This is a genomic window from Bacteroidota bacterium (assembly GCA_016718825.1).
Lineage (GTDB): Bacteria > Bacteroidota > Bacteroidia > J057 > JADKCL01 > JADKCL01.
On sequence record JADKCL010000004.1, the window covers coordinates 103,295 to 128,330 of the forward strand.

At 50.6% G+C, this 25,036-nt stretch carries 27 protein-coding genes; 10 read left to right on the forward strand and 17 right to left on the reverse strand.

The window, feature by feature from the left end; genetic code table 11:
- Positions 1–75 precede the first annotated feature (75 nt).
- The 3 genes from IPN95_05590 to IPN95_05600 all read left to right on the forward strand — a co-directional run bounded on the left by IPN95_05590 (position 76) and on the right by IPN95_05600 (position 4,194).
- A complete protein-coding gene (locus IPN95_05590; GenBank protein ID MBK9448875.1) occupies positions 76–906 on the forward strand; it encodes a hypothetical protein in 831 nt (276 codons plus the stop codon).
- A gap of 185 nt (positions 907–1,091) precedes the next feature.
- A complete protein-coding gene (locus IPN95_05595) occupies positions 1,092–2,636 on the forward strand; it encodes an Rne/Rng family ribonuclease (protein ID MBK9448876.1) in 1,545 nt (514 codons plus the stop codon).
- Positions 2,637–2,997: 361 nt separating this feature from the next.
- Positions 2,998–4,194, forward strand: coding sequence for a T9SS type A sorting domain-containing protein (locus IPN95_05600; GenBank protein MBK9448877.1), 1,197 nt, complete (start codon positions 2,998–3,000; stop codon positions 4,192–4,194).
- A gap of 208 nt (positions 4,195–4,402) precedes the next feature.
- Here IPN95_05600 and IPN95_05605 read toward each other — a convergent pair whose 3' ends face one another.
- The 4 genes from IPN95_05605 to IPN95_05620 form a co-directional block, all read right to left on the reverse strand.
- Positions 4,403–4,819, reverse strand: a complete 417-nt coding sequence (locus IPN95_05605; GenBank protein ID MBK9448878.1) for a phage holin family protein — start codon at positions 4,817–4,819, stop codon at positions 4,403–4,405.
- 70 nt (positions 4,820–4,889) lie between these two features.
- Positions 4,890–5,279, reverse strand: a complete 390-nt coding sequence (locus IPN95_05610) for a hypothetical protein (protein MBK9448879.1) — start codon at positions 5,277–5,279, stop codon at positions 4,890–4,892.
- A 63-nt stretch (positions 5,280–5,342) separates the two neighbouring features.
- Positions 5,343–5,735 (reverse strand): hypothetical protein, encoded by a 393-nt coding sequence (locus IPN95_05615; protein ID MBK9448880.1) that lies wholly within the window; start codon positions 5,733–5,735, stop codon positions 5,343–5,345.
- Between the two features lie 116 nt (positions 5,736–5,851).
- Positions 5,852–6,658 (reverse strand): hypothetical protein, encoded by an 807-nt coding sequence (locus tag IPN95_05620; GenBank protein MBK9448881.1) that lies wholly within the window; start codon positions 6,656–6,658, stop codon positions 5,852–5,854.
- A 280-nt stretch (positions 6,659–6,938) separates the two neighbouring features.
- Here IPN95_05620 and IPN95_05625 point away from each other — a divergent pair, with 280 nt between their 5' ends.
- Entirely contained in the window at positions 6,939–7,820 is an 882-nt protein-coding gene (locus IPN95_05625; GenBank protein ID MBK9448882.1) for a WG repeat-containing protein, read from the forward strand.
- A gap of 14 nt (positions 7,821–7,834) precedes the next feature.
- Here IPN95_05625 and IPN95_05630 read toward each other — a convergent pair whose 3' ends face one another.
- Positions 7,835–8,461, reverse strand: a complete 627-nt coding sequence (locus IPN95_05630) for a hypothetical protein (protein ID MBK9448883.1) — start codon at positions 8,459–8,461, stop codon at positions 7,835–7,837.
- A gap of 58 nt (positions 8,462–8,519) precedes the next feature.
- On the opposite strand from IPN95_05630, the gene IPN95_05635 reads away from it, so the two are divergent.
- The gene (locus tag IPN95_05635) at positions 8,520–9,137 is read left to right on the forward strand and encodes a hypothetical protein (protein ID MBK9448884.1); all 618 of its coding nucleotides are present in this window, start codon (positions 8,520–8,522) and stop codon (positions 9,135–9,137) included.
- A 48-nt stretch (positions 9,138–9,185) separates the two neighbouring features.
- On the opposite strand, the gene IPN95_05640 is transcribed toward IPN95_05635, so the two are convergent.
- Together IPN95_05640 and IPN95_05645 are read right to left on the reverse strand one after the other, a co-directional pair.
- Positions 9,186–9,476, reverse strand: a complete 291-nt coding sequence (locus tag IPN95_05640) for a hypothetical protein (protein ID MBK9448885.1) — start codon at positions 9,474–9,476, stop codon at positions 9,186–9,188.
- Positions 9,469–9,636, reverse strand: a complete 168-nt coding sequence (locus IPN95_05645) for a hypothetical protein (GenBank protein ID MBK9448886.1) — start codon at positions 9,634–9,636, stop codon at positions 9,469–9,471. Before IPN95_05645 ends, IPN95_05640 begins: the two co-directional genes overlap by 8 nt.
- A 304-nt stretch (positions 9,637–9,940) precedes the next feature.
- Between IPN95_05645 and IPN95_05650 the strand changes: the two genes are divergently transcribed.
- The gene (locus tag IPN95_05650; GenBank protein MBK9448887.1) at positions 9,941–12,202 is read left to right on the forward strand and encodes a T9SS type A sorting domain-containing protein; all 2,262 of its coding nucleotides are present in this window, start codon (positions 9,941–9,943) and stop codon (positions 12,200–12,202) included.
- 203 nt (positions 12,203–12,405) lie between these two features.
- Here IPN95_05650 and ftcD read toward each other — a convergent pair whose 3' ends face one another.
- A complete protein-coding gene (ftcD, locus tag IPN95_05655) occupies positions 12,406–14,088 on the reverse strand; it encodes a glutamate formimidoyltransferase (GenBank protein ID MBK9448888.1) in 1,683 nt (560 codons plus the stop codon).
- A 688-nt stretch (positions 14,089–14,776) separates the two neighbouring features.
- Positions 14,777–14,992, reverse strand: a complete 216-nt coding sequence (locus IPN95_05660) for a hypothetical protein (protein ID MBK9448889.1) — start codon at positions 14,990–14,992, stop codon at positions 14,777–14,779.
- A gap of 309 nt (positions 14,993–15,301) precedes the next feature.
- On the opposite strand from IPN95_05660, the gene IPN95_05665 reads away from it, so the two are divergent.
- Both IPN95_05665 and IPN95_05670 read left to right on the forward strand, forming a co-directional pair.
- Complete coding sequence (locus tag IPN95_05665) at positions 15,302–16,312, forward strand: virulence RhuM family protein (protein ID MBK9448890.1); 1,011 nt, start codon at positions 15,302–15,304, stop codon at positions 16,310–16,312.
- A 100-nt stretch (positions 16,313–16,412) separates the two neighbouring features.
- On the forward strand, positions 16,413–17,552 hold the full coding sequence (locus IPN95_05670; protein MBK9448891.1) for a M28 family peptidase: 1,140 nt from the start codon (positions 16,413–16,415) through the stop codon (positions 17,550–17,552).
- Here IPN95_05670 and IPN95_05675 read toward each other — a convergent pair.
- From IPN95_05675 to IPN95_05685, 3 genes are all read right to left on the reverse strand, one after another.
- On the reverse strand, positions 17,447–18,076 hold the full coding sequence (locus IPN95_05675) for a zeta toxin family protein (GenBank protein ID MBK9448892.1): 630 nt from the start codon (positions 18,074–18,076) through the stop codon (positions 17,447–17,449). The genes IPN95_05670 and IPN95_05675 overlap by 106 nt on opposite strands.
- Positions 18,077–18,155: 79 nt before the next feature.
- Positions 18,156–18,821 carry a cytochrome b/b6 domain-containing protein gene (locus IPN95_05680; GenBank protein MBK9448893.1) on the reverse strand — a complete coding sequence of 222 codons (666 nt, stop codon included), beginning with the start codon at positions 18,819–18,821 and terminating at the stop codon, positions 18,156–18,158.
- A gap of 210 nt (positions 18,822–19,031) precedes the next feature.
- The gene (locus IPN95_05685) at positions 19,032–19,904 is read right to left on the reverse strand and encodes a hypothetical protein (GenBank protein ID MBK9448894.1); all 873 of its coding nucleotides are present in this window, start codon (positions 19,902–19,904) and stop codon (positions 19,032–19,034) included.
- A gap of 304 nt (positions 19,905–20,208) precedes the next feature.
- Here IPN95_05685 and IPN95_05690 point away from each other — a divergent pair, with 304 nt between their 5' ends.
- The gene (locus IPN95_05690; protein ID MBK9448895.1) at positions 20,209–21,303 is read left to right on the forward strand and encodes a DUF695 domain-containing protein; all 1,095 of its coding nucleotides are present in this window, start codon (positions 20,209–20,211) and stop codon (positions 21,301–21,303) included.
- Positions 21,304–21,384: 81 nt separating this feature from the next.
- Here the strand turns inward: IPN95_05690 and IPN95_05695 are convergent, their stop codons facing one another.
- Genes IPN95_05695 through IPN95_05715 form a run of 5 tightly spaced genes read right to left on the reverse strand, consistent with a single transcriptional unit; the run spans position 21,385 to position 24,255 of the window.
- Positions 21,385–22,062: a T9SS type A sorting domain-containing protein gene (locus tag IPN95_05695; GenBank protein ID MBK9448896.1), complete on the reverse strand. Its 678-nt coding sequence runs from the start codon at positions 22,060–22,062 to the stop codon at positions 21,385–21,387.
- 47 nt (positions 22,063–22,109) lie between these two features.
- A complete protein-coding gene (locus tag IPN95_05700) occupies positions 22,110–22,628 on the reverse strand; it encodes a hypothetical protein (protein MBK9448897.1) in 519 nt (172 codons plus the stop codon).
- Complete coding sequence (locus IPN95_05705) at positions 22,625–23,275, reverse strand: class I SAM-dependent methyltransferase (GenBank protein MBK9448898.1); 651 nt, start codon at positions 23,273–23,275, stop codon at positions 22,625–22,627. Before IPN95_05705 ends, IPN95_05700 begins: the two co-directional genes overlap by 4 nt.
- A gap of 4 nt (positions 23,276–23,279) precedes the next feature.
- Positions 23,280–23,837 (reverse strand): bifunctional (p)ppGpp synthetase/guanosine-3',5'-bis(diphosphate) 3'-pyrophosphohydrolase, encoded by a 558-nt coding sequence (locus tag IPN95_05710; protein MBK9448899.1) that lies wholly within the window; start codon positions 23,835–23,837, stop codon positions 23,280–23,282.
- Positions 23,838–23,871: 34 nt separating this feature from the next.
- A complete protein-coding gene (locus IPN95_05715) occupies positions 23,872–24,255 on the reverse strand; it encodes a DUF1801 domain-containing protein (GenBank protein ID MBK9448900.1) in 384 nt (127 codons plus the stop codon).
- 129 nt (positions 24,256–24,384) lie between these two features.
- Between IPN95_05715 and IPN95_05720 the strand changes: the two genes are divergently transcribed.
- Positions 24,385–25,023: a hypothetical protein gene (locus IPN95_05720; GenBank protein ID MBK9448901.1), complete on the forward strand. Its 639-nt coding sequence runs from the start codon at positions 24,385–24,387 to the stop codon at positions 25,021–25,023.
- Positions 25,024–25,036: the final 13 nt, after the last annotated feature.

Sequence of the window (25,036 nt, forward strand, 5' to 3'; positions counted from 1 at the left end):
ATGTCTTGAATGGTTAATACCAGCAAATCAATCAATAGATTCACTTGGCAACATGGTGCAGTGCTATTGATGGGTTTGCTGGTTTTCGTTCTTTTGCTTGTTGCGGACAAGACCAATCTAGACGACGAGACAGGCTCTGCCTTGGGCGGTCGTGCTGGAGATGGAGGGAAAACCGAAGTTGCTGACGGAAGTGGCAAAGTTGATGTGAAGGGTGATTTGTTGGCAATATTGCCCGCAGATGACAGCCCCAACGAAATTGCCCAACTCCGGACCGCACTTCAGGATGAGCAGGTCGCAGCCGAACGCGAGAAAATCTACCAGCAAATCGTTGAAGGTTATCGCGAAGGCGGCCGTACCGATCTCGCTGCTGTATACGCGTCGGCACTGGCTCAAGAGGCCCCGACGACGCGAAACTTCATCGTAGCGGGTGCTCTTTTTCGCAATGCCACTTCGTTGGAGTTTGCCCAAGCAGACAGCAATGTCTTCAGAAGGCTCTCGGATGAAGCCATCCAACACGATGAATCGGCTTTGGAACTCTCGCCGGAAGACGAGGATGCCAAGCTCGAACTCGGACTTGCGATGGTGGAATCACGAATTCCAGCCAACAGCATGAATGGCATTTTCAAAATCAGGGAGGTAGCCGAAAAGAATCCGAAGAATACAGAAGCACTGTACCATCTCGGGAAGTTTTCACTCGATACCAACCAGGATGAAAAAGCTGCGCAACGCTTCAAGCAGATTTTGGAGGTCAATCCTGAAGATGTGCGTGCCAAGTACTATCTTGGCGTCACGGAGCAGCGACTAGGCCATTCCGCAGAATTCAATCGACTCATGTCAGAAGTCGCCATCCAGACCCAAGATCAAAATCTTGCGGCCTTGGCCAAGGAGGCTTTGAATAAACACTAAAATACTTCAGAAGATGCCAAGCGGTAAAAAACGTAAAAGACATAAAATTGCAACGCACAAGCGTAAAAAAGCGCCTCCGCAAGAACCGTCACAAGAAGAAGAAGTAAGCGGTCTGTAATGCATTCCAATCGCGCCTTCGCGATCTTGCTTTCTCGTTCGATTGTAACACATGTAATATGTAACTCGTGAACGAATTAATAGTAAGCGCAAGTGAGGAGGGGTTGAGAATTGGAATCCTTGAGGACAAGCGCATTGTAGAACTCCATCATGAAAAGACCAATTCGCTCTTTTCTGTTGGAGATCTCTTGTTAGGCAAGGTCACCAAGATCGTCCCTGGTCTCAATGCTGCGTTTGTGGAGATTGGGCATCCCAAAGATGCCTTCCTGCATTATTTGGATTTAGGACCACAAGTCATGAGCCTTCAACGGTATGTCAAGGCTGTGCAGTCCTCTGCCCAAAATATCAGGCCACTTGGCCAAATCACTCCGCTTCCCGACATCAGCAAAGATGGTCGTATGGCCACTGTGCTCAAGGCTGGGCAGCCCATTTTGGTGCAAGTTGAGAAAGAAGCGATCTCTACCAAGGGACCGCGTCTTACTTGTGAGATTTCGTTGCCGGGGCAGTACCTCATCTTGGTTCCGTTTTCTGAAGACATTTCGGTGTCACGGAAAATCGCGACCAATGACGAGAAGCGCAGGCTCAAGTCTATCGTGGAGGCCGTAAAACCCAAAGGTTTTGGCCTGATCATCCGCACGGCCGCAGAAGGAAGGGAAGCAGCGGCAATCGAAAAGGACATGAACGACCTGCTGGATAAGTGGGACAAAATGATCCGATCGATTGCAGAAGCGCGCCCCCCCAAACGCGTGCTTGCGGAGGAAGATCGTGCTGCAAGTATCCTGCGAGACATGCTCTCCATTGGATTCGACTCCATTGTGACCGATCAAGAAAGTGCGTTTGAAGAGATTAGCGAATATCTCAAACGCACGAGCCCCGAGCAGCTCAAAAATCTGAAAATGCACCAAGGCAAGGTCTCATTGTTTGAGTCCCGAGGTGTTGAAAAGCAGATTAAGGCAGCCTTTGGGAAAACGGTGACCATGCGGAATGGTTCCTACCTTGTGATCGAGCATACGGAGGCGATGCACGTCATCGACGTCAACAGCGGCAGCAAAAACCTGCGTGGTGACACGTTGGAAGAGAATGCCCTGAAGACCAACATGGTCGCGGCCGAGGAGATAGCGCGACAGCTCCGTCTGCGCGACATGGGCGGCATCATCGTGATCGACTTCATCGATCTTAAGAAGGTCGAAAACAAGAAACGGCTCCATCAACATCTTAAGGATGCGATGGCGAGCGACTTGGCCAAGCACACAATCCTGCCGATGAGTCGCTTCGGTCTGATTCAGATCACGCGGCAACGCGTGCGTCCGCAGATCGACATTGTGACGACCGAGGCTTGCCCAAGTTGCAACGGCACCGGAACGATCCAGCCAGCGATCCTGCTAATCGACGAGATCAAAAACAACGTCGATTTCCTCATGCGTCAAAACAAGGATCGCCTGACGGTGACGGTTCACCCTCTTGTAGAAGCCTACTTTAAACGCGGCTTCTGGAATCAGGTGCGCAAATGGTGGTGGGAATACAAAAAGCCGGTCAAGGTTGTTCCCGATACCGCATTGAGCTTCACAGAGGTGCGGTACCATGATGCCAAAGGCGTGGAAATCAAGTTCTAAGCCTTCCCATTCGACAAAAAATCCAGCGTTTCATTCACGAGATGAAAGCTCCGAAAACGGTGGCGACAATGCCATTGTAGCAATGGGCTATTCTCAAAGCCGTGCACTGAAGAATTTTGCCGGGTGGTTCAGCCCTTCGGTGCGTTGAATGAGATGGCTCTTGCAATTCGCACTTTCAGAGAAATCTGAGCCTTGACATAAGGCATCCAAGCCTCAACGTCGTTGGCACATTTGCAAACCTGAATAAGTATTCACGCCTCGTCGACGTTGGCTTGTCTTGGAAAGGGGCAACATTAGTTGGCATGGCTTCAAACTTTGAATTAAATTTGGCCTTCGAATAATATTGATAATCATGTTAGTTATGAGAAAAAAGCTACTTCTACTTTCACTTTTTGCTTCAATGATTGGCGGTGGCCTCATTGCCCAGTCAGGTCGTATTGCAAAGGCAAACATTGGGATGAATGGATCTTCTGTCGGTTCTGTGGCAGAAACCCCTGAAGGCATCGTCTGCGATACGGTTGCCTTTGGCTACCCCGTTGACGATACCTTATTGATTTATACTTCCAGCGGTTGGGGCTACGTTGGTGGCCACAATGACTATGGGGATATGAGTAAAGCAGAGCGTGTTGTGAACGTGCAGGGCTACACTGAGGTCTATGGCGCTCGCTTCTCCTTTGGAGCTGCAACTGCTGCGGACAGTAACAGCAAGATCATTGCCCATATTTGGCCAGAGGTCTCTGGTCAACCAGGTGCCCCTCTCAACTCTTTGGATATCAGAATTCAGGACATCATTGCGCAGCAAGGTGAAATTGAGGTGAGGTTTCCAAGCCCAGTTTCTGTGAGTGGACCATTTTATGTAGGGTTCTCGATCACGTATGTGACAGGTGATACCGTGGGTCTCCTATCCAATGAAGATGGAAAGACCATTCCAGGCACTGCTTGGGAACAATGGAGTGACAGTAGCTGGCACCCTTACAGCGAGGTCGGCACAGGTTGGGGCGTGAACCTGACCACTACAATTTATCCATTGGTTTACTCAGGTGTATTTCCCGTTACAATCACACCTTCGTCCAGCGTCGTACCCTCAGGAACACCAGTTCAGCTAACGGCAACTGGCGGTACCACCTACACATGGTATCCTGCAACAGGTTTGAGCTGCAACAATTGCCCTAACCCCACCGCAACCGTCACGGATACCACCACTTATACCGCAGTTGCAACGCTTACCGGCTTCAATTGCGTTTCTTCGGCTTATGCAACGATTTACACCACTGTTGTGGTATCTGTTGATGACAACCTTTTTGAAGGTGCAGTAAGCGTATTCCCCAATCCAAATGCTGGCCGCTTTGCTGTGGTTTTCAATCAAGCAGTAGCGACCGACCTGGAAATTGGATTGTACAATCAACTTGGACAGCGTGTGTATTTTGAGTCGCTCACCGATTTTGCGGGCGAATACAACAAGACTTTTGACTGGACTGATGTCGCGAAAGGCCTGTACACACTTCGGATCTCTGATGCACAGAACAATCAGTTTGTTTCCAAGCTGATCGTGGAATAAGGTCATTTTTCCCGAATTCAATTGCAAAGGTCATTCCGATAGACGGAATGACCTTTGTTTTTGTCTCAATCGCGGGAAGAAATCACCGTGGAGAGAATATTTCGAATCGTACTGGGTTCCGATGTTCAGGATTCAATCCCAAAATTCACTTTGCAACACTCATTTTCATGAGGTCTTGCCAGAAGTGAACATTGTGTAATGGTCGAAATTACCTCCGCTCGATCCGGATGTTGACGCCGCCATTGCCGCCACCTTCGCCGTCCTTTTTCCGGTCTTTGGGTTCGAGCAGGCCGCTGACAATCGAAATGATGATGGATCCCCAGACTGCGGGCCAGAATCCCTCGACGATGAAATGTTGATCGGGCACAATGTCACCTGCAAACATGAGCAGGATCGCGTTGATCACGACCAAAAACAAGCCGAAGGTGACCAAAATGAAAGGGATTGAGATCAAAGCGAGCAAGGGCTTGATAAATGTGTTTAACAAGCCTAGGATAAATGAGACCACGATGGCCCAGCCGATGCTGTCGACTTTGATGCCGGGAAGGATCCAAGCAGCGAGATAAACGGCAATTGCAGTTCCGAAAAGCTTGACAATGTACCGTGCGATTCTTTTTGAGTCCATGATATGCAAAGTTACAGCAAGTCACCGAATGTTGTAAATCGCTGAGCAGGATCAGCTTTGCAGTTCTGATTCAACGATTTCCTTCCACCCGAAACCAAATTTGATCTCCGCTAAAATTGGTGAATGTCGATTCGAAATAAAGTGAGTCCGTGCCCGTGAACGCCCCGACAAAGGTTGCTCCATTTTGCAATCCATTGACCGTCAAAGTTCCTGACTCCGACAATGAGGGCGCCAAGGAATCATCGACCAGAAAACGAATCAAAACTTGATCCTTGCCAAATTCGCGGATGATCCCGTTGTAGCTGACGTTGGATGTATCCGGAAATCCCGCATTGCGGACCGTGCGACGCGTCAAAAAAGAGAAATTGCCGGCGTAGTCTTCGCGGTAGCTGAATTGACTGCAGGCAGTAAACATCAGGAGCAAAAGCAGCAAAATCGCATGGATCGGGTGGGACTTCATTTGGCAAAGATAATGGCACGCATTAAAATTTTGATGTCCGCAAGTTAAACCCGCCTACAAAGTTCATTTTCTTATCCCATGAAACGAACACGAAATGGGAGCACTGCCGATAAAGGAATGCGTATAGATCACTGCAACATCAAAACTATTTTTGGAATAGAAGCTACCTTCGACTTCGCCATAGTCATCCTTATGACGCATGGTTCCATCGCGATCAATGTTGACGTCCAACACAATTCCCCATTCGGCGATCTCGATGCGAATCGATTCGCGCTCTTCTGCAAAATCCACCGTTGCGGGAGACAATACGGTAAACGTTTCATCTTGGGTTACGATGGTGCCGACGACCTCAAAGGTGCCGACATATCGATGCCGGTAGTCAAATTTTCCGCCTTCGCAGGCTTGGAACATCGGAAGGAGAGCAAGGAGGGCGATAAGGAGATGCTTATTTTTCATTCGGATTCATTTTGAGATTGTAAATACGATTGAAGTTATTCAATGAATCGGAAAGAACCGTCGCGGAGGACGAACCAAATTGTCTTGGTAATTACACAGTTAGCCAGTAGGCAAACCTAGATATCCGATGCCCTCCCTCCGCGCGCTTGCGGCAATCGGACGTCGCAGTCGCCGGTTTCATGCAGCCACAACAACGACTGCTTGAACATCTTTCGGGGAATTTTGTCCAATTGATCGGCCCATTCGGGGTCTTTGCGGCCTTGGAGGTAGGCTTGCACTGCCAAGGCATAGACGATCATTTGCTGCGGCAGATAGCCTTGTTTCCCGATCGCCCAGCCGCTGTAGCCTTTGTTGTCGCTCCAAGTTTCCCTTGTGTTACAGGTATTGGCCATGAAAATACCGAAGCCAAAATAAATGGCGGTCAAATCGGTGTAATACTCGTGGTTGTCGTTGTCTTCGGTGACGCGGTATTCACCCAGCAATTTGATGTGGCCGACTTCGTGTGCCATGGTCGCAAACAAGGCCTGCGGATTCCCGATCACCTTGCGGTTGATATGGATGTCGAATTTGCCGGTCAAGTTATTGCGATGGTGATATTCTCCTTGGCTGTAGCCGCCCTCGAACCGCACCATCACCGGACCATCAAACCCCGAATCGTCGCCTGCCGTGTACAAATGCAGGTCCACGTTGTCGGAATCGACATCCATCCGTTCGCAGACGTTGTCCATGAAATAGGTGAGCTTTTTCTCGATCCGATCTGAAAACTGTGCAAACGGTCCTTTATGCGCCGTAATCGGTGGCAACAACAGCGGACGCACTCCATATTGGCCCATCATCCATTCCAAATTGGCTTCAATCCAAAGTTTATCGTCTTCGGTGACGATGAGTTTCGGGCGGGGCGTACGGTTGAAGAAGGAGAACATGATTGGTTTTGGAATTGAATGAAAACTGCCTTGAATTTACTGCGAATTTTCAATCGAAGATGACGTGGAGCTCAAAATTTCATTTTCAAGCTATTAGACTATAAAATGTTGGTGCCATTCAAGACAAATGTAGATTCGACAAGGCATGATGGAAGCAGTGTCAAAATTAATGCACCCTTCATTTTCCACACCCTTGGCATGCGGATTGAAGCCAATTCCTTAGGCACTCTCAATGTTCATCATCATGTTAAGAAAACATCTTCTGCTTCCTTTTCTTGCAATGCTTTCCGTCCTTTTCGTCAGTTGCGAACGGTTGGAGGATGCGCCGCCCACCTTGGCGACTGCGGTCGATCTTGACACCGCAGGAAGGTCCACTTTCATCCTCGTGGACCGCAGTACCAAGGGCGCGCATCGCTTTGTGGATCCGAGCGGCAACGTCCTTTTCGGTGGCGAAACCTACCATCAGGCGTTTCCATTCAGGTTTGGCTACGCTGTCGTTTCCAGAATTGTAGAAGGTGAAATTCGGTATGGCGTGCTCGATCAGTCGGGCAAAACGATCATTCCCATTCAACACCGCGACCCGATATTCAGCTATGAAGGTGGCTTGTTCAAGACAGGAATGGACCGAATCGGATACTTGGATACGATGGGGAAGACCGTCATTCCGATGGATTACATTGCCACAAAAGGGGTGCAGGATGGTTTCGTCACGGTGAAAAATGCTGCTGGCAAATGGGGTATTCTCAATATCAAAGGAGAGGCCATTGCTCCCTTCGAATTTCTCGAAATCGGAAGCTGGTCGGATGGTTTGGCGGCTGTATCGATTGTCAGCGGCAATTCTGCGAAATGGGGATTCCTCAACCAAAACGGGGAAATCGTCATTCCTTGCATTTATGACTATGCCACCGATTTTGAGCAAGGCGTAGCAATGGTGAAGCAAGGCAAAAAATTCGGATTGATTGACGCCGTAGGCCAAGCCGTAACGCCATTCGAATTTGACGATTTCCAAATGGCCGCAACCGTTGAAGCGAATTCTGGAAATGGAAATCATCAGCCAAGAACGCAGCTGCATCTTTTTTCCCCATCAGGTCAGATCAGCGTTTCCAAGGGTGGCCAATGGATGACTGTCGGGGAGGATGGGAAAATCAGTGCGGCCGAATAATCGTCTCCTCGCGCTTATTCCAAGGCAAGATTGACAAAAATTCCGGTGTCGATGTAGCTGAATCCGATCGTTGCATCAGGGCTTCCCATGAAATGGGTCCGGAAATCGAATCCAAATGAAATGAGATTCCCATAGTTGACCATCAACCCGGCACAAGGTCCAACGCCGATCATTCCCCCAATGAAGGTTTCTCCGTTCTGGCCTACGGGACTGCTTGACCTTTCTTCGTAAAACGTAAAGTAATAGCCCAAATTGAACCCGAGGTAGGGATTGAATTTGGCATCCCGGATCAGACCTTGCCTGAAGCCGACCATCAAGGGGATCATCGGCACCTTGCCATAGGAAAATGAGGCTTGTGCACCAAAGTTGTCTGTGCCATAATGCGGCCCTGGCTTGGGTGTGAAAAAGGTAAACCCTATCCCGTAATAGAAATGTGTACCGCTTTCGGAAAGAATTTGGTCAAATTCAAATTCTAGCCCTGCCGAGCCGCCATAAGCTTGCCCCTTGCGACCAATAATCGGATTGGTATAACTTACCCTGCCCGTAAGGCCAATTTGTGTCAAAGCCTCGCTGCAGGCTGCCGTCAATAACAGCAACATCAAAAAATACTTGTTCCAATTATACAGATTGCGCTTGATCATGCCGATTCTATAAGTTAATTTGCCCAATAATACCTTGTGATTCCTTAACTTCCAAATGATGAGCTTCAAAAACGCATGGTTCATTCTGCTGTTTTCCACTGCCGTTGCCGCTTGCAATCTTGGCGCGCCCGAACCCATTGAAACCTGTTCAGATGGCATCCTGAATCAAACGGAAGAGGGTGTGGACTGCGGCGGCACTTGTACGCCATGCCCGTCTTGCACGGACGGCATCCTGAATCAAAATGAGACGGAAATTGATTGTGGGGGTCCTTGTTTGCCCTGTTTGCCGCCACCGCCGTGCACCCCCGATACAAGCTCGTGGACGATCAACGGATTCACGCAAATGGATTTTACTACATTCTCACATCAACTTGACTTTCAGGGCAATCACGTTTATCGGCTCGGAGGAACGAATGGGTCGGCCAAGATTACAGTAGCCAGCAACTACAATTTCGCTACAAGCACCATGTTCACCCTGGATCAATCCATCGAAGGGTCCTACTCGCTCGTGATTCGAATAGAAACGACCTATTCGGCTTACCTGGTCGGGCCAGGCGAAGCCTTTGTGCGTATTGCTGACGGCATGTTGTCGATTATTGTTTGCAACGCAAACACGACCAACCAAATGTTCACCACCACTTCTTCAGGGCACGTTTTCTTCCCGGCGGTACATTGATGGATTTTGAGGCAACCCGTTGGTCGAAGCCTTGAAAAATGCAACACGTCATTGCCGCTTCCCATCCACGGTATAACTAAACGTATGTGGCACCTGATCCATGTGGATGTAGAGATGGAAACTGTCCAATCCGATGAAATTGCCCTCATGGATTTGGTAGGGATTCGCCAGAAAATCAGTGTAAAATCTGCCACTGGAATCGACAAAAGGATAGGCAGGTGACCCCGGCGTCCTTGGAACGGCCAATTTCAAAGAATCGAATAACATCACGGAATCACTGAACTGATAATAGGTATCGGGCCAGCCGGCTTCGCGGTAGGTACAGGTGACGTCAAACATCCCCGTGAAGGGCAACCGGGAAATCCAATCCGACAGTATCCGGATTTTCGAGGGTATCTCCACCATCGATGAGCGGGGGTCCAGGATCCAATTCGCGACACGAAACAACCGTCAAAACAAGCAACAGCAATGCAATGGGGGTGACAATTCTTCTCTTCATTGTACTCATTTCCTCGAATATAACCGATTTACCAACCTTTCGCAATTCGGCGCGGTGGTGCCTGGCAAACATTCAGGAATGATCGCCAGAGAATATGGATTCGCTAATGACCTGAAATTCAATCCATTTAGAATTTTCCCCGATTGCTGCACGAAACCCTCCCCTGAAATTCATGGCAGGAACGAGACATTGTCTTTTTTTCCTGCCAAGGAATCATGACATTGCTTCTGGGTACGGGTAATGCCTCAAAATGCGCTGAATTTTATTCTCTCTCAAAAGATACTTTAAACACAATATTGGTACTATGAAGAAATTACTACAAAAAATGATCGGCAAGATCGGCAAGTTGCCTGCGACACAACGATGTCTTGCGGCAGGTTTGTTGTTGCTTGCTGGCGGACAATTGATGGCGCAAACGACCTTCAATTACACAGGCGCGGTCCAAACGTATACAGTGCCGGTTGGTTGCACATCGATCACGGTTGATGCTTACGGAGGCGCCGGATTTGGCTTACAAGGTTATGGCGGAAGCGTTCAAGCAACACATCCTGTGACACCGGGCGAGGTCTTGAACGTCTACGTGGGCGGAACAGGTTCGGAAACTGCCGGCGGCTTCAACGGCGGAGGCAATCCAGGTTCCAATACCGGCTATGCCGGTGGTGGTGGTGCATCTGACATTCGCCGTGGAGGCAACACGCTGAATGACAGGATCATTGTTGCCGGTGGCGGTGGCGGATCGGGTAGCAACTGCGGTACTTGGACTGCCGAAGGCGGCCATGGTGGTGGTTTGACCGGTGGTTCAGGATGCTTATTCTCCTGTTCGGATTGTCAATACACTGGCTCCGGAGGCACGCAAGCTGCCGGTGGAATTGCCGGACCTACTTCGCATACCTATTGCACTGGCAATACCAACGGTAGCTTCGGAATCGGTGGCTCCAATACGGTTCAGGGATACGGCAGCGGCGGTGGAGGCGGCTACTACGGTGGCGGTTCAGGTTGCTTCGAAGGTGCAGGTGGTGGCAGCAGCTATACTTCTCCCCTCGCAACGTCCGTTACCCATACCCAAGGCGTGCGCCAAGGTAACGGCATGATTGTCATTACCCCCGTCATTTCTGCTCCTTGCACCTCCCCTTCGAACGTCACGGCTTCGCCGCCGATGATTTGCTTGGGCAGTACCGCTGACATGAATGCAACTTCTGCCGGAAATACCATCCATTGGTACACTGTTCCTGTGGGCGGCGTTTCCATCGGCTCCAGCCTCAGTGGTGCAAATTTTGCAGTGAGTCCGAGCGTGACAACGATCTACTACGCCGAAGCTGTCGGCACGGTCTGCTCCCCTTCTACCAGGACCGCCGTGACTGTGACCGTAGACAACGTCGCTCCCGTGGCCAACTGCCAAGCGATTACGGTCACCCTCGACGCCAACGGCAATGCCAGCACCACCGCATCTGCCGTCAACAATGGCAGCACCGACAACTGCACGATCGCTTCGTCGGCATTGAGCCAGACCAGCTTCACATGCAACAATGCCGGCACCAACTCCGTCACGCTGACGGTCACTGACAACAATGGCAACACAGCCACTTGCGCCACAACCATCTTCGTGATGGGCGCCAACCCTACCGCATCGGTCGCTGCTGATACAACGGTTTGCGGATTCAACGTTGGCTGCAACGGTGGCTCAGACGGCGTCGCCACGGCAACTGCCGCTGGCGGATGCGGTACGTACACCTATATGTGGAACAATGGTGGCAACACGGCCACTGTCACCGGACTTGTGGCAGGCACCTATACGGTTACCGTCACCGACATCGGTGGTGGCAGCACCGTGCAGACGGTTACCGTCACCGAACCCTCCGCGCTTCAAGGGAGCTCCACAACCACACAAAGTTGCGCCGGCGATTCGACAGGTTCCATTGACCTGACCTACACAGGTGGCAACAATTGCCAAGCACTGACTTATGCCTGGAGCAATGGCGCATCCACCGAAGATTTGCAAAATCTAGCTCCCGGTAGCTACACGGTCACCGTGAGCGATGTCGCAGGATGCACGAGCACCACCACGGTTGTCGTCGCAGCATTCGCAGTTCAAACACCGACATTTACCCAAAACGGCAACGATTTGACCTGCAACGGCGGATTTACGGGCTTCCAATGGCTCTTGAACGGGAACAATATCTCGGGCGCGACTTCGAATACCTATTCGGTGACGCAATCGGGAACATACTCCGTGATGGCCGTGGACAGCAATGGCTGCTCAGCCGTCAGCGACACGCTGTTTGTGACTTTTGTCGGCATCGGCAATGCCATGGGCGAATGGAGCGATCTGAGCATCTATCCCAACCCTGCCAAGGATCAGTTCAAGCTTCGCACCGCCGCACCGATCGGTTATGCGATCAAAGTGACGGTCACCGACATGTTTGGCCGCAGCATTTTGGTCAAATCCCTGCCGCAGCTGGGTGATGAAGTCGCATTCGACCTCAAGGCCTTGGCCGCAGGAACTTACATGGTGGAGGTGACTTCCGAGCAAGGCCAACGCAAGACGTTCAAGCTCGCAGTCCAATAACCAAGTTTGTCTTGATCAAAAGCCGCTGGCGAATTCGAAGGAATTTGCCAGCGGCTTTGGTTTTTAGGGTTGCGAAATGGTTCAGGTAAAATCTTGATTCCTTTTTTCAGCCACAAAGACACGAAGGCACAAAGCAACTTGGACTCAGATTCGTGTCTTCGTGCCTTGGTGTCTTCGTGGCCAAATTTCAGTAGAATATCGTATCAGCCCATCTTGGATTCCACCACAGCCAAAATCTCCCGCAGCGTCATTGCCGAATCATTGATCAGCATTGCAACTTTTTTGCCGAGTTCGGCTTTGAAGTCTTCGTTTTTGAGGCCGCCGAGGTTGATGCGCACGTTGAGGGCTGCGCCTTGGATGCATGTGTGGATGCACAACGCGCCCACGCCTGCGTCCGTGATCGAAGCTGGATTGCCATTTTCGGCCATTTGCTTGATCAAGGCATAAGCTTCGAATGCCTTTTGCATGACGGAAAAGGGCACCTGCGCTGCATATTCGTTGGCGGATTGGATCGCGGCGCTGCGCGCAGCTTTTTCGAGGTCGGTGTCCTTGGGCAGGCGAAAGGCATCCATGACCTTGTTGAAGGCCGCGGTGTCTTCGTCCACGAGGTAAAGCAACTGATCCTTGATGCCCTGCGCCTTGGTCGCAATCGCGCTGAATTCGGGAATGCGGGCGTCCCAGCCTTGTTTGGCGGCGCTGAGGTTGGCGACCATTCCACCGAGGGACACGCCCAAGGCGCCGACCAATGCCGCCACAGAGCCGCCGCCCGGCGCGGGCGAATCGCTCAAGGTTTCGTTGCAAAACTGCCGCAGGTTCATTTTGACCAACTTGGCCTTGTTTTCGTCGGCGATGCGGTATTCGATGATCTTTTCCTTGGGATTGAAGGGGTACAATTCGTCGAGACCCATGGATTTCACAGCGATGCGAATCAATTCCTCCTCGCTCACACCTTCGCTCACGTTTTGCTTTTTCAGGTAATGGCGTCCTGCATCCAACATGGCATTCAACGGCAAAAGGCCTACGATTTCCGAGCCCGTGACACGCAGCCCGCGGTTGGTGGCGCTCACACAACAGGCGTCAAATGCTTCGTGCAAGGGCGTCACGCTGATGTTGGTGAGGTTCATGCTCACCTGCGCGATGCCGTATTCCTCGACCATCCATCCGATGGCTTTCACGGATTTCAGCATTCCCGGCTCGCGGATTTCTTCGCCATTGGCGTCGAGGACTTTTTTGCCCCAAGGTGTGCCGTCTTCTGTTTTGGGCCGGCCATTTTCCCGCACATCAAACGCCACCGAATTTGCGCGCCGCACCGAAGTCGTGTTCAAATTGGCGTTGTAGGCAATGAGGAAATCGCGTACGCCGATGACGGATTGGCCCGCCTTGGCGTTGAATTCCTGGGGTCCAAAGTCAGGTTTCCACTCCGGCTGATAAATTTTGGTGGCGAAGGCCTCGTATTCGCCGGCACGGATGACCGCCAAATTCCTGCGCTCCGGCGTCGAAGCGGCCATTTCGTAGAGGTAAACGGGGATGCCCAATTCCCCTACCCTTTTGCCGAGCTCCTTTGCCCAAACGATGCATTCGTCAAAGGTGATGCCGGCGATCGGAATCAGCGGCGTGACGTCGGTAGCGCCCATGCGGGGGTGTGCGCCCTTGTGGGTACGCATGTCGATGAGTTCGGCAGCCTTGGCGATGCCTCGGTACGCCGCCTCGACGACCGCAGCGGGTTCGCCGACAAAGGTCACGACGGTGCGATTGGTCGATGCGCCCATGTCCACGTCGAGCAGGGAAATGCCCTCGACAGACTCAATGGCGTCGGTGATTTGCTTGATTTTATCCTTGTCGCGGCCCTCTGAAAAGTTGGGTACGCATTCTATGAGTTGTTTCATTGGAATCTACTTTTGGGTGCCGCGAAGATAACGGGTTTTGGGGGAATGTTGGGTGGCTCCTTTTCACCTGAAAGGAGACTTGAAACGGAACTTTATTGCTCCTTTCGAAATGAAAAATCCGATTGAATTGCAGACGACTACCACTCAAGCCTAATATCCATGTCCTTAATTCGCTCCTCAATTGCTTTCTCGTTGCAAATCAGCTCGGTCAAGCCTGGAATTGTCTCGGAAACACTAAAAAGCAAGGGTTGTCCACTTTCCAGCTTGAGTAAAATGGCTGCATCGTATTCGTATCCCCAGTTGTCTTCTTTTTTCCGAAGAATTGATGTTCGAACAACGCTGCTGATAGGGCCAAGCACCACGTCGGAAGCCTCAAGAAAAGCACCTTTAAAAGGTCCTTCTATTTTACGTCGTATACCCTGCGGTGATTCGTTTTCCTCAAGAAAAAATTGATACCTTTCCTCGCCATCACACCATGAATAGATTGTAAGAAAACGTTCGCCGAGAGAAATTGAGAAGGAGCCAGCAGTAAACGATTCATCATAAAGACTGAACCTGATCGAGGGACACCAGATTTGGTAGATACCTACAGCTTCTGAAGCAAGGGAAAGGTCTTCTCATCAATGAAATTCTGAATGATCATTTGGATGGGGAGGAATACTTTTCAACGAGATCAATAAAAACCAGCTCAACATTCACTCAGAAAATCCTTTAGCGATTGCAACTCGCGTCCTTCCTTCTTGGCATCGTCTACTTCCTTGAGTGCGTCTTTTATCCCTTGCAAAACTACCAGCTTCCGTTTGAATTCCTGGAATTGCTTTTCGAAGAGCAGCCAATCACTCATGGCGATTTGTACTGCAATTTGCTTGCCCGTCGCATCTGTGATATAATTCAAGTCAAGCATGACATTAGATTTCTTCTTTGATCAAAGATAGTCACGACAGGCAAAAAGGACAAACTTGTTTCAGGTGGTCAATTGGCTGCGCATTTTCGGCTGACTATACTTGCAGGGAATCGACAATAGGCATTCTTTGAAATTCTTAGCTATTAGTTTTGGCATAAACTTGGCCGGATCGCCATTTCTGATCGTATTTGGCACCAAATCTTAGTTACAATTTCGAGATTTCTCTTTAAATTTGCATTCTCGGTCAATGCCAAAACTCGAAAGAGTCTGCCAAGATCGATTGTTAATCCGAATCACATTGCTCCAACCATGGAAAGCGAAGAACAGAACATCATCATTTACAATACTGCCGACGGCAAGGCTGCAGTTGCTTTGTATGCCCGCGACGGTAGTGCTTGGATGAGTCAAGCGCAACTCGCAGAACTTTTTGACACCTCTAAGCAAAACATTGGCCAACACATCGCTAATGTACTGGATGATAAAGAGTTAAATTCAAATTCAGTTGTAAAGAATTACTTTACAACTGCCTCTGACGGCAAGCAGTACGAAGTCACCTTCTACTCCCTCGACATGATCCTGGCGATCGGATTCCGGGTTCGAAGCAAACGCGGCACTCAGTTTCGCATCTGGGCCAACAACCACTTGCGGGAATACTTGGTCAAGGGCTTTGTGATGGACGATGAGCGGCTGAAGAATCCGAATGGCCGTTTTGACTATTTTGATGAGTTGTTGGAGCGCATCCGCGAAATCCGGGCATCGGAAAAGCGGTTTTATCAGAAGGTGCGGGATTTGTTTGCATTGAGCAGCGACTATGACCAAAGCGATAAGGCGACCCAAATGTTCTTTGCGGAGACCCAAAACAAGCTCCTCTATGCCGTCACAGGACAGACAGCGGCCGAAGTCATTGTCTCACGCGCCAACGCGAGCCTCCCCAACATGGGTTTGACCTCTTGGAAAGGCAACGTCGTGCGCAAGCAAGACATCATCGTCGCCAAAAATTATCTCAATGCCGACGAACTCGATACCCTGAACCGATTGGTCGTGCTCTTCCTTGAAAGCGCCGAGCTCAGGGTGAAAAATCGTCAAGACATCACGATGCGCTTCTGGCGGGACAATGTCGATCGGCTTCTAGAATTTCAAGACAAGCAAGTCCTGCAAGGCGTCGGACAAATCAGCCACGGCATGATGGAGGAGCAAGTACGCGAAGTTTATGCAGCGTTTGATCAGCAGCGCAAGGCCGCCGAAGCAGCTGCCGCGGATTTGTTTGATTTGGAGGAGTTGAAGGAGCTGGAGGAGGAGGTTGGGAAACGGAATGGGTGAGTTGGCAACGTCCTTTAACTAACCTGCAACAAACCGATTCCTAAACATTTGCAACCGAGACCACCAATACCCTATCTTCGCCGCTCACCAATTCCAGTAGATGCTTCCTTTCATCCAAGACATCATCAGCCGCTTTGGCGGTCGCTACCCGGGCAGCACTGCCGAAAGAGACGCCCAAGCCTACACTGCGGAGTATCTGAAAAACTACTGCGACAAGGTGGAGGTTGAGGAGTTTCAGGCGCCTTTGGAATCCCATTTCGGGTCGATGAAGATCTTTGTGACGGTGTATTTTTTGGTGCTGATCCTGCTGAAAGTCAATGTCTATGCAGCTGGTTTGCTCGGAATTTTGAATACGGTCCTGTTTCTGGGGCATTTTGTGAGCTACCGGCATTGGCTGGATTTTTTGTGGCGGAAACAGGCGTCTTGGAACGTCATCGGCGACATCGAACCCACGGGTGAAGTGCGGGACACGCTGATCATCGCCGGCCATATCGACAGCGTCCGCGAATTTCAGTGGTGGTACCGCTTCAAGCAGCGTGGCATCGAAATGACCCTGTTTGGCGGGTTTGCGCTGACATTCTTGGGCGTCTATGCGCTGCTGAGCATGGTCATCACAGCAAATTGGTGGAGTTACGGATGGTGGATTTTTGTGGTGATGGCGCCCTTGCAGCTGATTTGGTACAAATTTTTTGGAGATAGGGTCGTCGATGGCGCGATCGACAACCTCACGGGCGTGGCGCTCTCCGTCGAAATGGCCAAGGTCTTTTCGGCGCGCAGGCTCAAGCATACACGTTTGCGCGTGATCAGCTTCGGATCCGAGGAGGCGTGTTTGCGCGGGTCACATGCCTACGCACGGGCGCACAAGCAACAATTGCTGGACGAAAAGGCATTTCTCTTTAACCTCGATTCGATCAAGGACCCAGAGCACTTGACGATTTGCATCAGCGAAATCAGCACGTTTGTTTACTACAAAAAGGAACACATCGCGCTGGTGCAAAAGGCCTTTGACGATGCAGAAGTGCCCGCACTCAAGTTGCCGATCACGGTCGGCGCTTCGGATGGCTCAGCCTTCCATATGAACGGCTTGCCGGCGATCACGGTGATCGGCCTCAATTCGGGACGCTTGGACCCGACCTACCATACACGCCTCGACGTCGCGGCAAACATCAATCCGCAAGCGCTGGAGTCCATGAAAGAGGTGCTGATCCGGTTTGTGGAGAATTGGGATGGGCGGGTTTGAGGTGGACTGCCAGTCGACTTATGAGCAATCAACATTGGCGCTCCAAGAGAATTATCAAAAATCGTAGCTTCGCTCACGACCGGAAGGTAAATCCCAAACAGATTCTGCAGACCGCTTACATACCTTCTTCGGATAACATCTGTCTCAATGTTGTGCCCACCATTGCGCACTCTTTCGGCGACACGGTCAATGGCCAATTGAACGCTGTCCAACCAAAAAAACAACAAAGTCACGACGTACCCTTTCGCCTTGGCTTCCTCCACGGTCGTGCGGTAGCTTTTCGTTGCGAGGGTGGTCTCAAAAGCAAAGGTTTCGCCGCGCTCCAGAAGTTCGTCGATGCGCCTGAGCATGATCCTGCCAGCTTCAAAAGCAACCTTTTCCGGCTGAAAGGGCGACAAGCCGCGGGCTATTTCGTCGGCATTGACAAACTCTTTGCAGTTCAAAATCTCGGGCAAAATGGTAAAGGATGCCGTCGTTTTTCCAGCTCCATTGCAACCTGCGATGATAAATAGGCGCTTGACCATCGATCAAAGATAATCCATTTCAACGGAAATCATCCATTCGAAGTGGACCAGAAAAGACGCGCTTGTCCAATCGTCTCCTTTACCCCTGCTTCCCGTGGATCATCCTTGAAACTAGACCATTGTACTTGGTCATGTCGGCACGTAGAACCCCAAAAAGGTGTACTACGATGTAGGCGTACATTCCCCATTGGCCGAGTTCGTGGATTTGTTTGATCGGGCGGTGGTAGGTGTCCAACAATTCCACATCATGCTCAAACGCAAGGCCCAATCCTGTTGCTGCCATCACGAAAATCAACAGGTAAAAGACCAAATACCCACGCTTGACCCAGATGTAATGCAGGCGATCCCGTTTTTGGACATCCGATGTTGGGGAAAGCTGCAAAGCACGCTTGATCTTGTTACGCATTTTTTCCTCCTTCGAGACGACCACTTCGATCAACAAACGGCTGAATAACAGGAAATTAATTCCATAGCCGATCCAAGTATGGAGCACCCAGAGCTTTTCGGGGAAGTAGTGCGCGATGCCGCGTGCTTGTTTTTCGCTGAGTTCGACGCCGCGGTTGAGGGCCTCCTCCATGACCGCCGGCGCATTGGCACGGGTATCAAAAACGTATTCGGCGAGCATCACCAAGACGATCGTGCTGATGAGCAAAAGGGCAAATAGCCAGTGCCAGAGGCGGATCAGGGCTGGATGGCGTTCATTGAACAGGGCCACGCTGCCTTGCGTTGTCGCGGAATTCTCCATATCTCCAAACTAATAGCCTCAACCGCCGCATTCTCCATTGGCAGCCCGGCTGATGTACATTTTGCTGCCGATTTCGGGAAAGGAGACGAAAATTCCTAATGCGATGCCACGAATTGTCAACCACAGGCGTTTGGATGCCCATCCAATTTGGCTTCACACTCCCCACTGCGAACAAGATTCGGCCCAAAATTCCGGAGATCCTTGCCTTCTCTACCGCAAATAACCATTGATCGTGGCCAAATTGGGCGCGACGTGGGTACTGGAAACGACACTGCCGGCAGCGACGAAAATGGCTTGCTCGAGGTGGCTGTTGCGCGCCGCCTCGCCCCGGAAAAGGCTGAATCCTTCGAATACATTGATCCCATTCACCCGCAGGAAGGAGCCAAATCCGCCTGAGGAACAGTAAGATGTAATCACCAAGGTCTTGCCGACGGGCACTGTGTAAGTTGCGCCCACGAGATTGACGGAAACCGGAGTCACCTGCTTGTCGACTAGGTAGCCATTGAAATTGGTAGTGGTCTTGCCGCTGATCACGTCGCCCGGCCCCGCGAGCAATGGACGCAGAAAAGCCCCCATCGCGTCTTGGTCGCCACGATTCGTGTAACCAATCATCATCGTGATGGCGTTGATTTCGAGTGAGTTGGTCGTATTGCCGACATTGTTGTGGACGTTAGTGATGTAGAGGTTTTTGCCGACGGGCACGGTGTAGGGAAAAGAGGTGCCGGCAAGCGTGATTGGCGTGATGGTAACATGGTCGTCGGGATGGTACCAATCCGGGCCGCCGCTTCCCCCGCCACCGGGTGCCGGTCCCCAAGTGGCATTGCCCAGCAAAACCGTATTGGGATCCATTGAAAATTCGAAGCGGCGAAGGGTTCCCAATGGGTCAGCAATCACCAAGGCGCTATCCGGTCCTGCCAACGAATCGGAGCGGATCCAACCGGCAACATGCAACTTGGTGAATGGGTTGCTGCGGCCGATACCGACGTTTTGCGCTGACAGCGAAGCAAAGGCCAAACATCCAATGCTCAAAATCGACAAAACCACCTTACCATTCCGAAACCGGATTCCAAATAGCTCCAACATACCTACACGTGCGAAAATGTAATTCAGGAACCAAGTTAGCGATTTCAGGTGATTGCAACTTCATTGGATTAAGAATCGGGGTTAGCGATGAATCCGACGAAAACCACCTGGCAACCACTTGAGGACGCAATCCAATGACAAGTATCTCCTGCGAAGTCCCATTTGAGCCAATTTGGAGGTGGCACGAAAATTCGCGATGCTTGCATACTGACGCCCAAGCTTAAATGACCAATGCAGGTGCATGTCATGATAGGCGCGAGAAGGTCCACATTCGAATTCGTTCACATTAACCATTTTGAATCCCATGAGCTTCTTCAAAAAATTATTCGGCAAAAAAGAGCAGCCCATTCGCAGCTATGCAGATTTCTGGGCTTGGTTTCAGGAACATGCGCCGAACTTTCAAAGTGTTGTCAAGCGAATGGGAGATATTCAGAGGGACTTTTTCAGCCACGTTTCCCCAAAATTGGGCGAGTTGCATGAGGGATTTTACCTGTTGACGGGTATGCAAGACCCGGAGACAGTGGAATTGGTCTTTTCGGCGGAAGGGAATTTGCGGAATTTCGTTTTTGTCGAAGAACTCGTTGCTGCAGCACCTCCGATCCCAGGATGGACCTTCACAGCTCACAAACCTGCCTTCGACAGCACCACCTTTGGCGTCGAAATGGAGGGCATCCAATTTGACCACAAAACGTTGCATTTCTATCCGATCGAGGATTCAGCGTTCCCGGATTTGATTCAAATCGCGGTCGTACATCGCGATTTGACAGCCGAAAACCGCCCTGTGATCACCAACGGCTGCTTCGTATTTCTAGACAACTACCTTGGGGACCTGAGGGTCGTCACCGAAATCGATCAGGTTTTCATCGTAGGAAAGGGGGATGCAGCCGGCGAATTGATGACCATGGACAAACTTGGCCCCTACCTCACGTGGCGGCAAGCTGAATTCGTTGAAAAATACGAGGGCGAAAGACAGAATACCGAGCATGGCAACTACGCCATCATGGAAGCAACGCTGCAAAACGGGAAAGGGCTCATTGCAACGATCAACCAAGATCTGCTGCAATGGGACCGAAAAGCCTCGCATCCTTGGATGGTGATCGTGGAAATCGGCTATCCCGCTGACGGCGATCACGGCATGCCCGACCAATCAACAGCCGATTCGCTGAATACCATTGAAGACAAAATCATCGCCCAACTCCCTGACCATGAAGGCTATCTCAACATTGGGCGGCAAACTTCCGAAAACCTCCGATCCATCTTTATGGCCTGCCGGGATTTCCGGAAACCGTCTAAAGTGATGGAGGCGATTGAAAAGGAATACAAGGGCAGTTTTCAGATTGAATTTGAGATCTTCAAGGACAAATACTGGCGAAGTGTAGAGCGGTTTGCCAAGCCGTAGCCGAATTGACACCGCTTGATTCTACAGCTGAAAGATAGCTCGGAGGCACCATTTCGCTGATTCTTCCAGTCGATCGGCCATTCAATTCTTGAAAACTTTGTAAACTGATTGACTACCCGCAGTACCAATTTTGATCCAATACATGCCTGCCGGAAAAGACCGAATATCAACTGAAGCGCCGGCATTCAAGGTGGTGTAATAGCAAACTTGTCCCAAAGCATTGGTGAGTGTTAGCTCCAATCTTCCGACTGATTTGCGCGAAATCACCACAAATTCGTCCACCACGGGGTTAGGGGCAATGGAAAAGCCGTTAGAGGGTAAACCTTCATTTGCGATGCTAGCCAAGTTCACAACCTCGAAATTCAAAGTCACGCTGTTGGAATCTACCGGAACGCAAACGGTGTCATTGGAAGAAATGGTTCCCAAGTAATTCACTGTATAAAATCCTCCCTGCAACGGTCCAAGCATTGTTGTATCCAAAAACGTCCGTGGAACGGTCAGCATCCCATCCGCAAAACAGCCATTCAATTGGATCAAATTTCCTTGCAAAGAGAAACTGTATGAAATTTCTTGACCGTAGCCAGGAGTCGTCGTTTGTGTCACGATCCTCACCGAATCACTTGTGGTAGGCTGAGTGGGAATGATCTCGATTGGGGAAATGTATGGGCAGCAATTCGTTTGCGCATTGAACGAACCAACAATTGCTACCAAAACGAGGCAGGTGAGAAGAATCTTGCGGATGGTTTCGGGATTGATCATCAGGAATTATGATTACGTTTCAATGCAAGCCTTAAGCTATTCATTTTTCAGATTTCTTGCAACTTGATTGCACTGCGGTAGATCTTCTGAATGCTCCCCTTTTCCTCCCGCGCGCAAATCGCCTCGAACGCAGGCAAAAGATCTGCATTGTGCGGCGTTTTAATCTTGAAAATCTCGCCCAAGGCAAAGGCTGCACTCCATCGCACGACGGTTCCTTCGTGTTCGGTATTGGAAAGCAAGTTGCCGATGGCTTCCTCCAAATGGCCCGGAAAAAGGTAGGCTATGTTTCCAATCACCCTGGCCGATTCGCATTTCACGCGTGGTGCCTTGGCTTTCAATGCATTGGAAACAAATTGAAGGCAGTCCAACGTAGCCAATGCTGGATTTTGTTTTGTCGCGTATTCCAAAGCTTCGATACAAGTGGCTTTCAAAGGATCCTTTGCCTTCCCTGCGAACAACAGCAAATCTGCCACCGATAGGCTTTGGTTCAGCAACGCCGTACTGAGCGCGTTGGTCTTTTCCTTGGGCTTTAACCCCTTGTCGTTGAGCAACTCTCCGATGTTCATTTCCCTGTTTTCCTTGCGATCAGAATTAAATCCACATCCCCATCCGGCCCTGCTGCGCGAACCCGACTTTCGTAGAGTAAATCGAATCCGCAAGCCTTGAGCTGCGCTGTCAAATAGCCGGCTTCGTGAAAATGCATAAAAATTTCATCGCCTTGGCTGCCTTTGCGAATTCCCGATTTTGCATAGTCGTCTTCCATGGTGCTGATGTAGAGGACGCCACCCGGTGCGAGTTTGGTTGCACTATCTTGAATGAAACGCAGCGCCTCTTCCTTGGAAATGTACGGAAAGAAAAATGCCGCGACAATCGCATCCAACTGCTCCGGAACTTGCAAGATGGCCCGACCGTCCAGAAGCTCAAATTGCGCGGTCGGATTGTTGGCTTGGGCGAGGGCCAACATATTCGGAGATAGATCAGTGCCCAAAATCTGCAAATCCGGGCGCTTTTGCAGCAAATATTGGGTAACATTCCCCGGGCCGCATGCGACCTCGAGAACTTTTGCAGCCTTGACCGATATCGCGGCAAGCAAAACATCCAAACTGTCGTGGTAAGCGCTGATGTCCATGAACCGCGACTGATAGCCTTCGGCGTATTTGTCAAAGATGCTGGCAGCGAATTCGGAGTGATCCATGGATTCCGGATGTTTCATGGGCTCAGGCGATAAAACGTTGATATTCTTGAATCTTCAAGGCCAATCGATTCGCCAAGTAGACATTTCCATCCTTCAAAGCGGCATGAATCAACTTTGCCTCCTCCAAATAGGCCCGTTTCTTCTCATTGCTCCAATAAAACGGTGGCGCGTACAAATTGCAGATACGGTCGGCCATTTTGACTGCCCAGATTTCGTGGGGTTGCTGCCGAATGCGGGCAAGACTGTCTTGCATCTTCTCGTCCTTGTCGGCAATCGCAGGACTTTTGGTCAAGGCAAGCACCCCTTCGGCAACGGCAAGGCCAAATTTCGCTTGAATTTCCTCGAAAGTGATTCCGGTATCTTCCAAGCTATCGTGCAAAATGGCGCATGAAAGGGCCAACTCGGCGTTCATATTCGCCGTCTGATCCAAGGCCGCCATCACCTCAAACACCACACTCCCGATGTGATTGATATATTCAATCTGCTGTCCCTTCGCCGGACCGCCATACTTTTGGCCGTCGTGGAGTTCGGTGGCGAGCTGCCAGATATCTTGAAGTGTATCGATGGACCAATTTTTCATGTGCTTGCGGCTTTTGTCTTCTTCGAATCAGGCTTCAATTTTTCCGTTTGGGCTTCTTGACGACCAATGCCTCGTCTTCCATGATGCGGTGCAAGACGATCCGACGTACAAGTTCCAACGGCAGCGGCTTGTCAAGCGGAAACTGAACGGCACCTTTGGACCATTTGAAATCCTTGAATTCGTGCTGAAACGCAGCGATTCCGGTCCCCGAGGGATAAAATCCGATATGGCCTTTGTAGCCTGCAAAATAGACCAAAACGCGTTTCATTTTGAAGGCCGGCATCTGGTAACTGATGCATTCGACGGCCAAGGGAGCTGTTTCGCGAATCACCGCCCGGAGTTGTTGAAGCAATGCCTGCGTCTCCGCCGGAAATTGGGCGATGTATTGATCGATGTTTTTAAAGGCAACGGGATTCATGCGCTTTTGGATTGGACAAGGAAGGGAAATGCATCCTTTTGCCGAAATTAATCATTTTGCGTTTGAAGAGGAACGGTGTTTCACGACAGTTTCCGAGGGGCTTTGCGAATTTCCGATTATCTTTGCCGAATGGATTCTCGCCTTCCAATTCGCAGGTTCGGGCTTGGCAAATTGCTTTTGCTCAACATCTTGTTGCTGCTTGCTTCGCGGGTTTCTGCCCAATCGGAGGATCCGCTGGTGGAGCGCTTTTCGCTGACGCTGGACGATGGCCGCGTGTTGCTCAACTGGGTCACGCGCCCGGGCACGACCTGCGACGGCGTGGACGTACTGCGCGCGACCGACAGCATTCATTTTGAGCTGATCCACCACATTCCAGGCATTTGCGGCGGCCCCAATGATGCGTTTTCGTATTCCTTCCTAGATGAGCATCCCATCGCCAATCATACGAATTACTACCGCATCGGCTTTGACCGCTTGGGAGAATCCACGATTCGGTCCATCGATGTGGTGACGTTGGATGCGACTGGATTTCAGGTTCGCCCCAACCCTGTGACGGATGTTTCACGGCTGTATTTTGCAAATGAAAACCGCGAAGTCTGCTCCCTGAGTCTGATCGATATGGGCGGAATTGTCCAAGGCGAATGGCAAACCTCGCAAGATTTTTTTGTGGTGGACGGCACGGACTTGTTGCCGCAGCTGTACGCCTTCCGCATCCAAAACACAGAGGGCCAAGTGATTGCGAAGGGTAGATTGTTGGTACAGAAATGACCCTTTGCCGTGT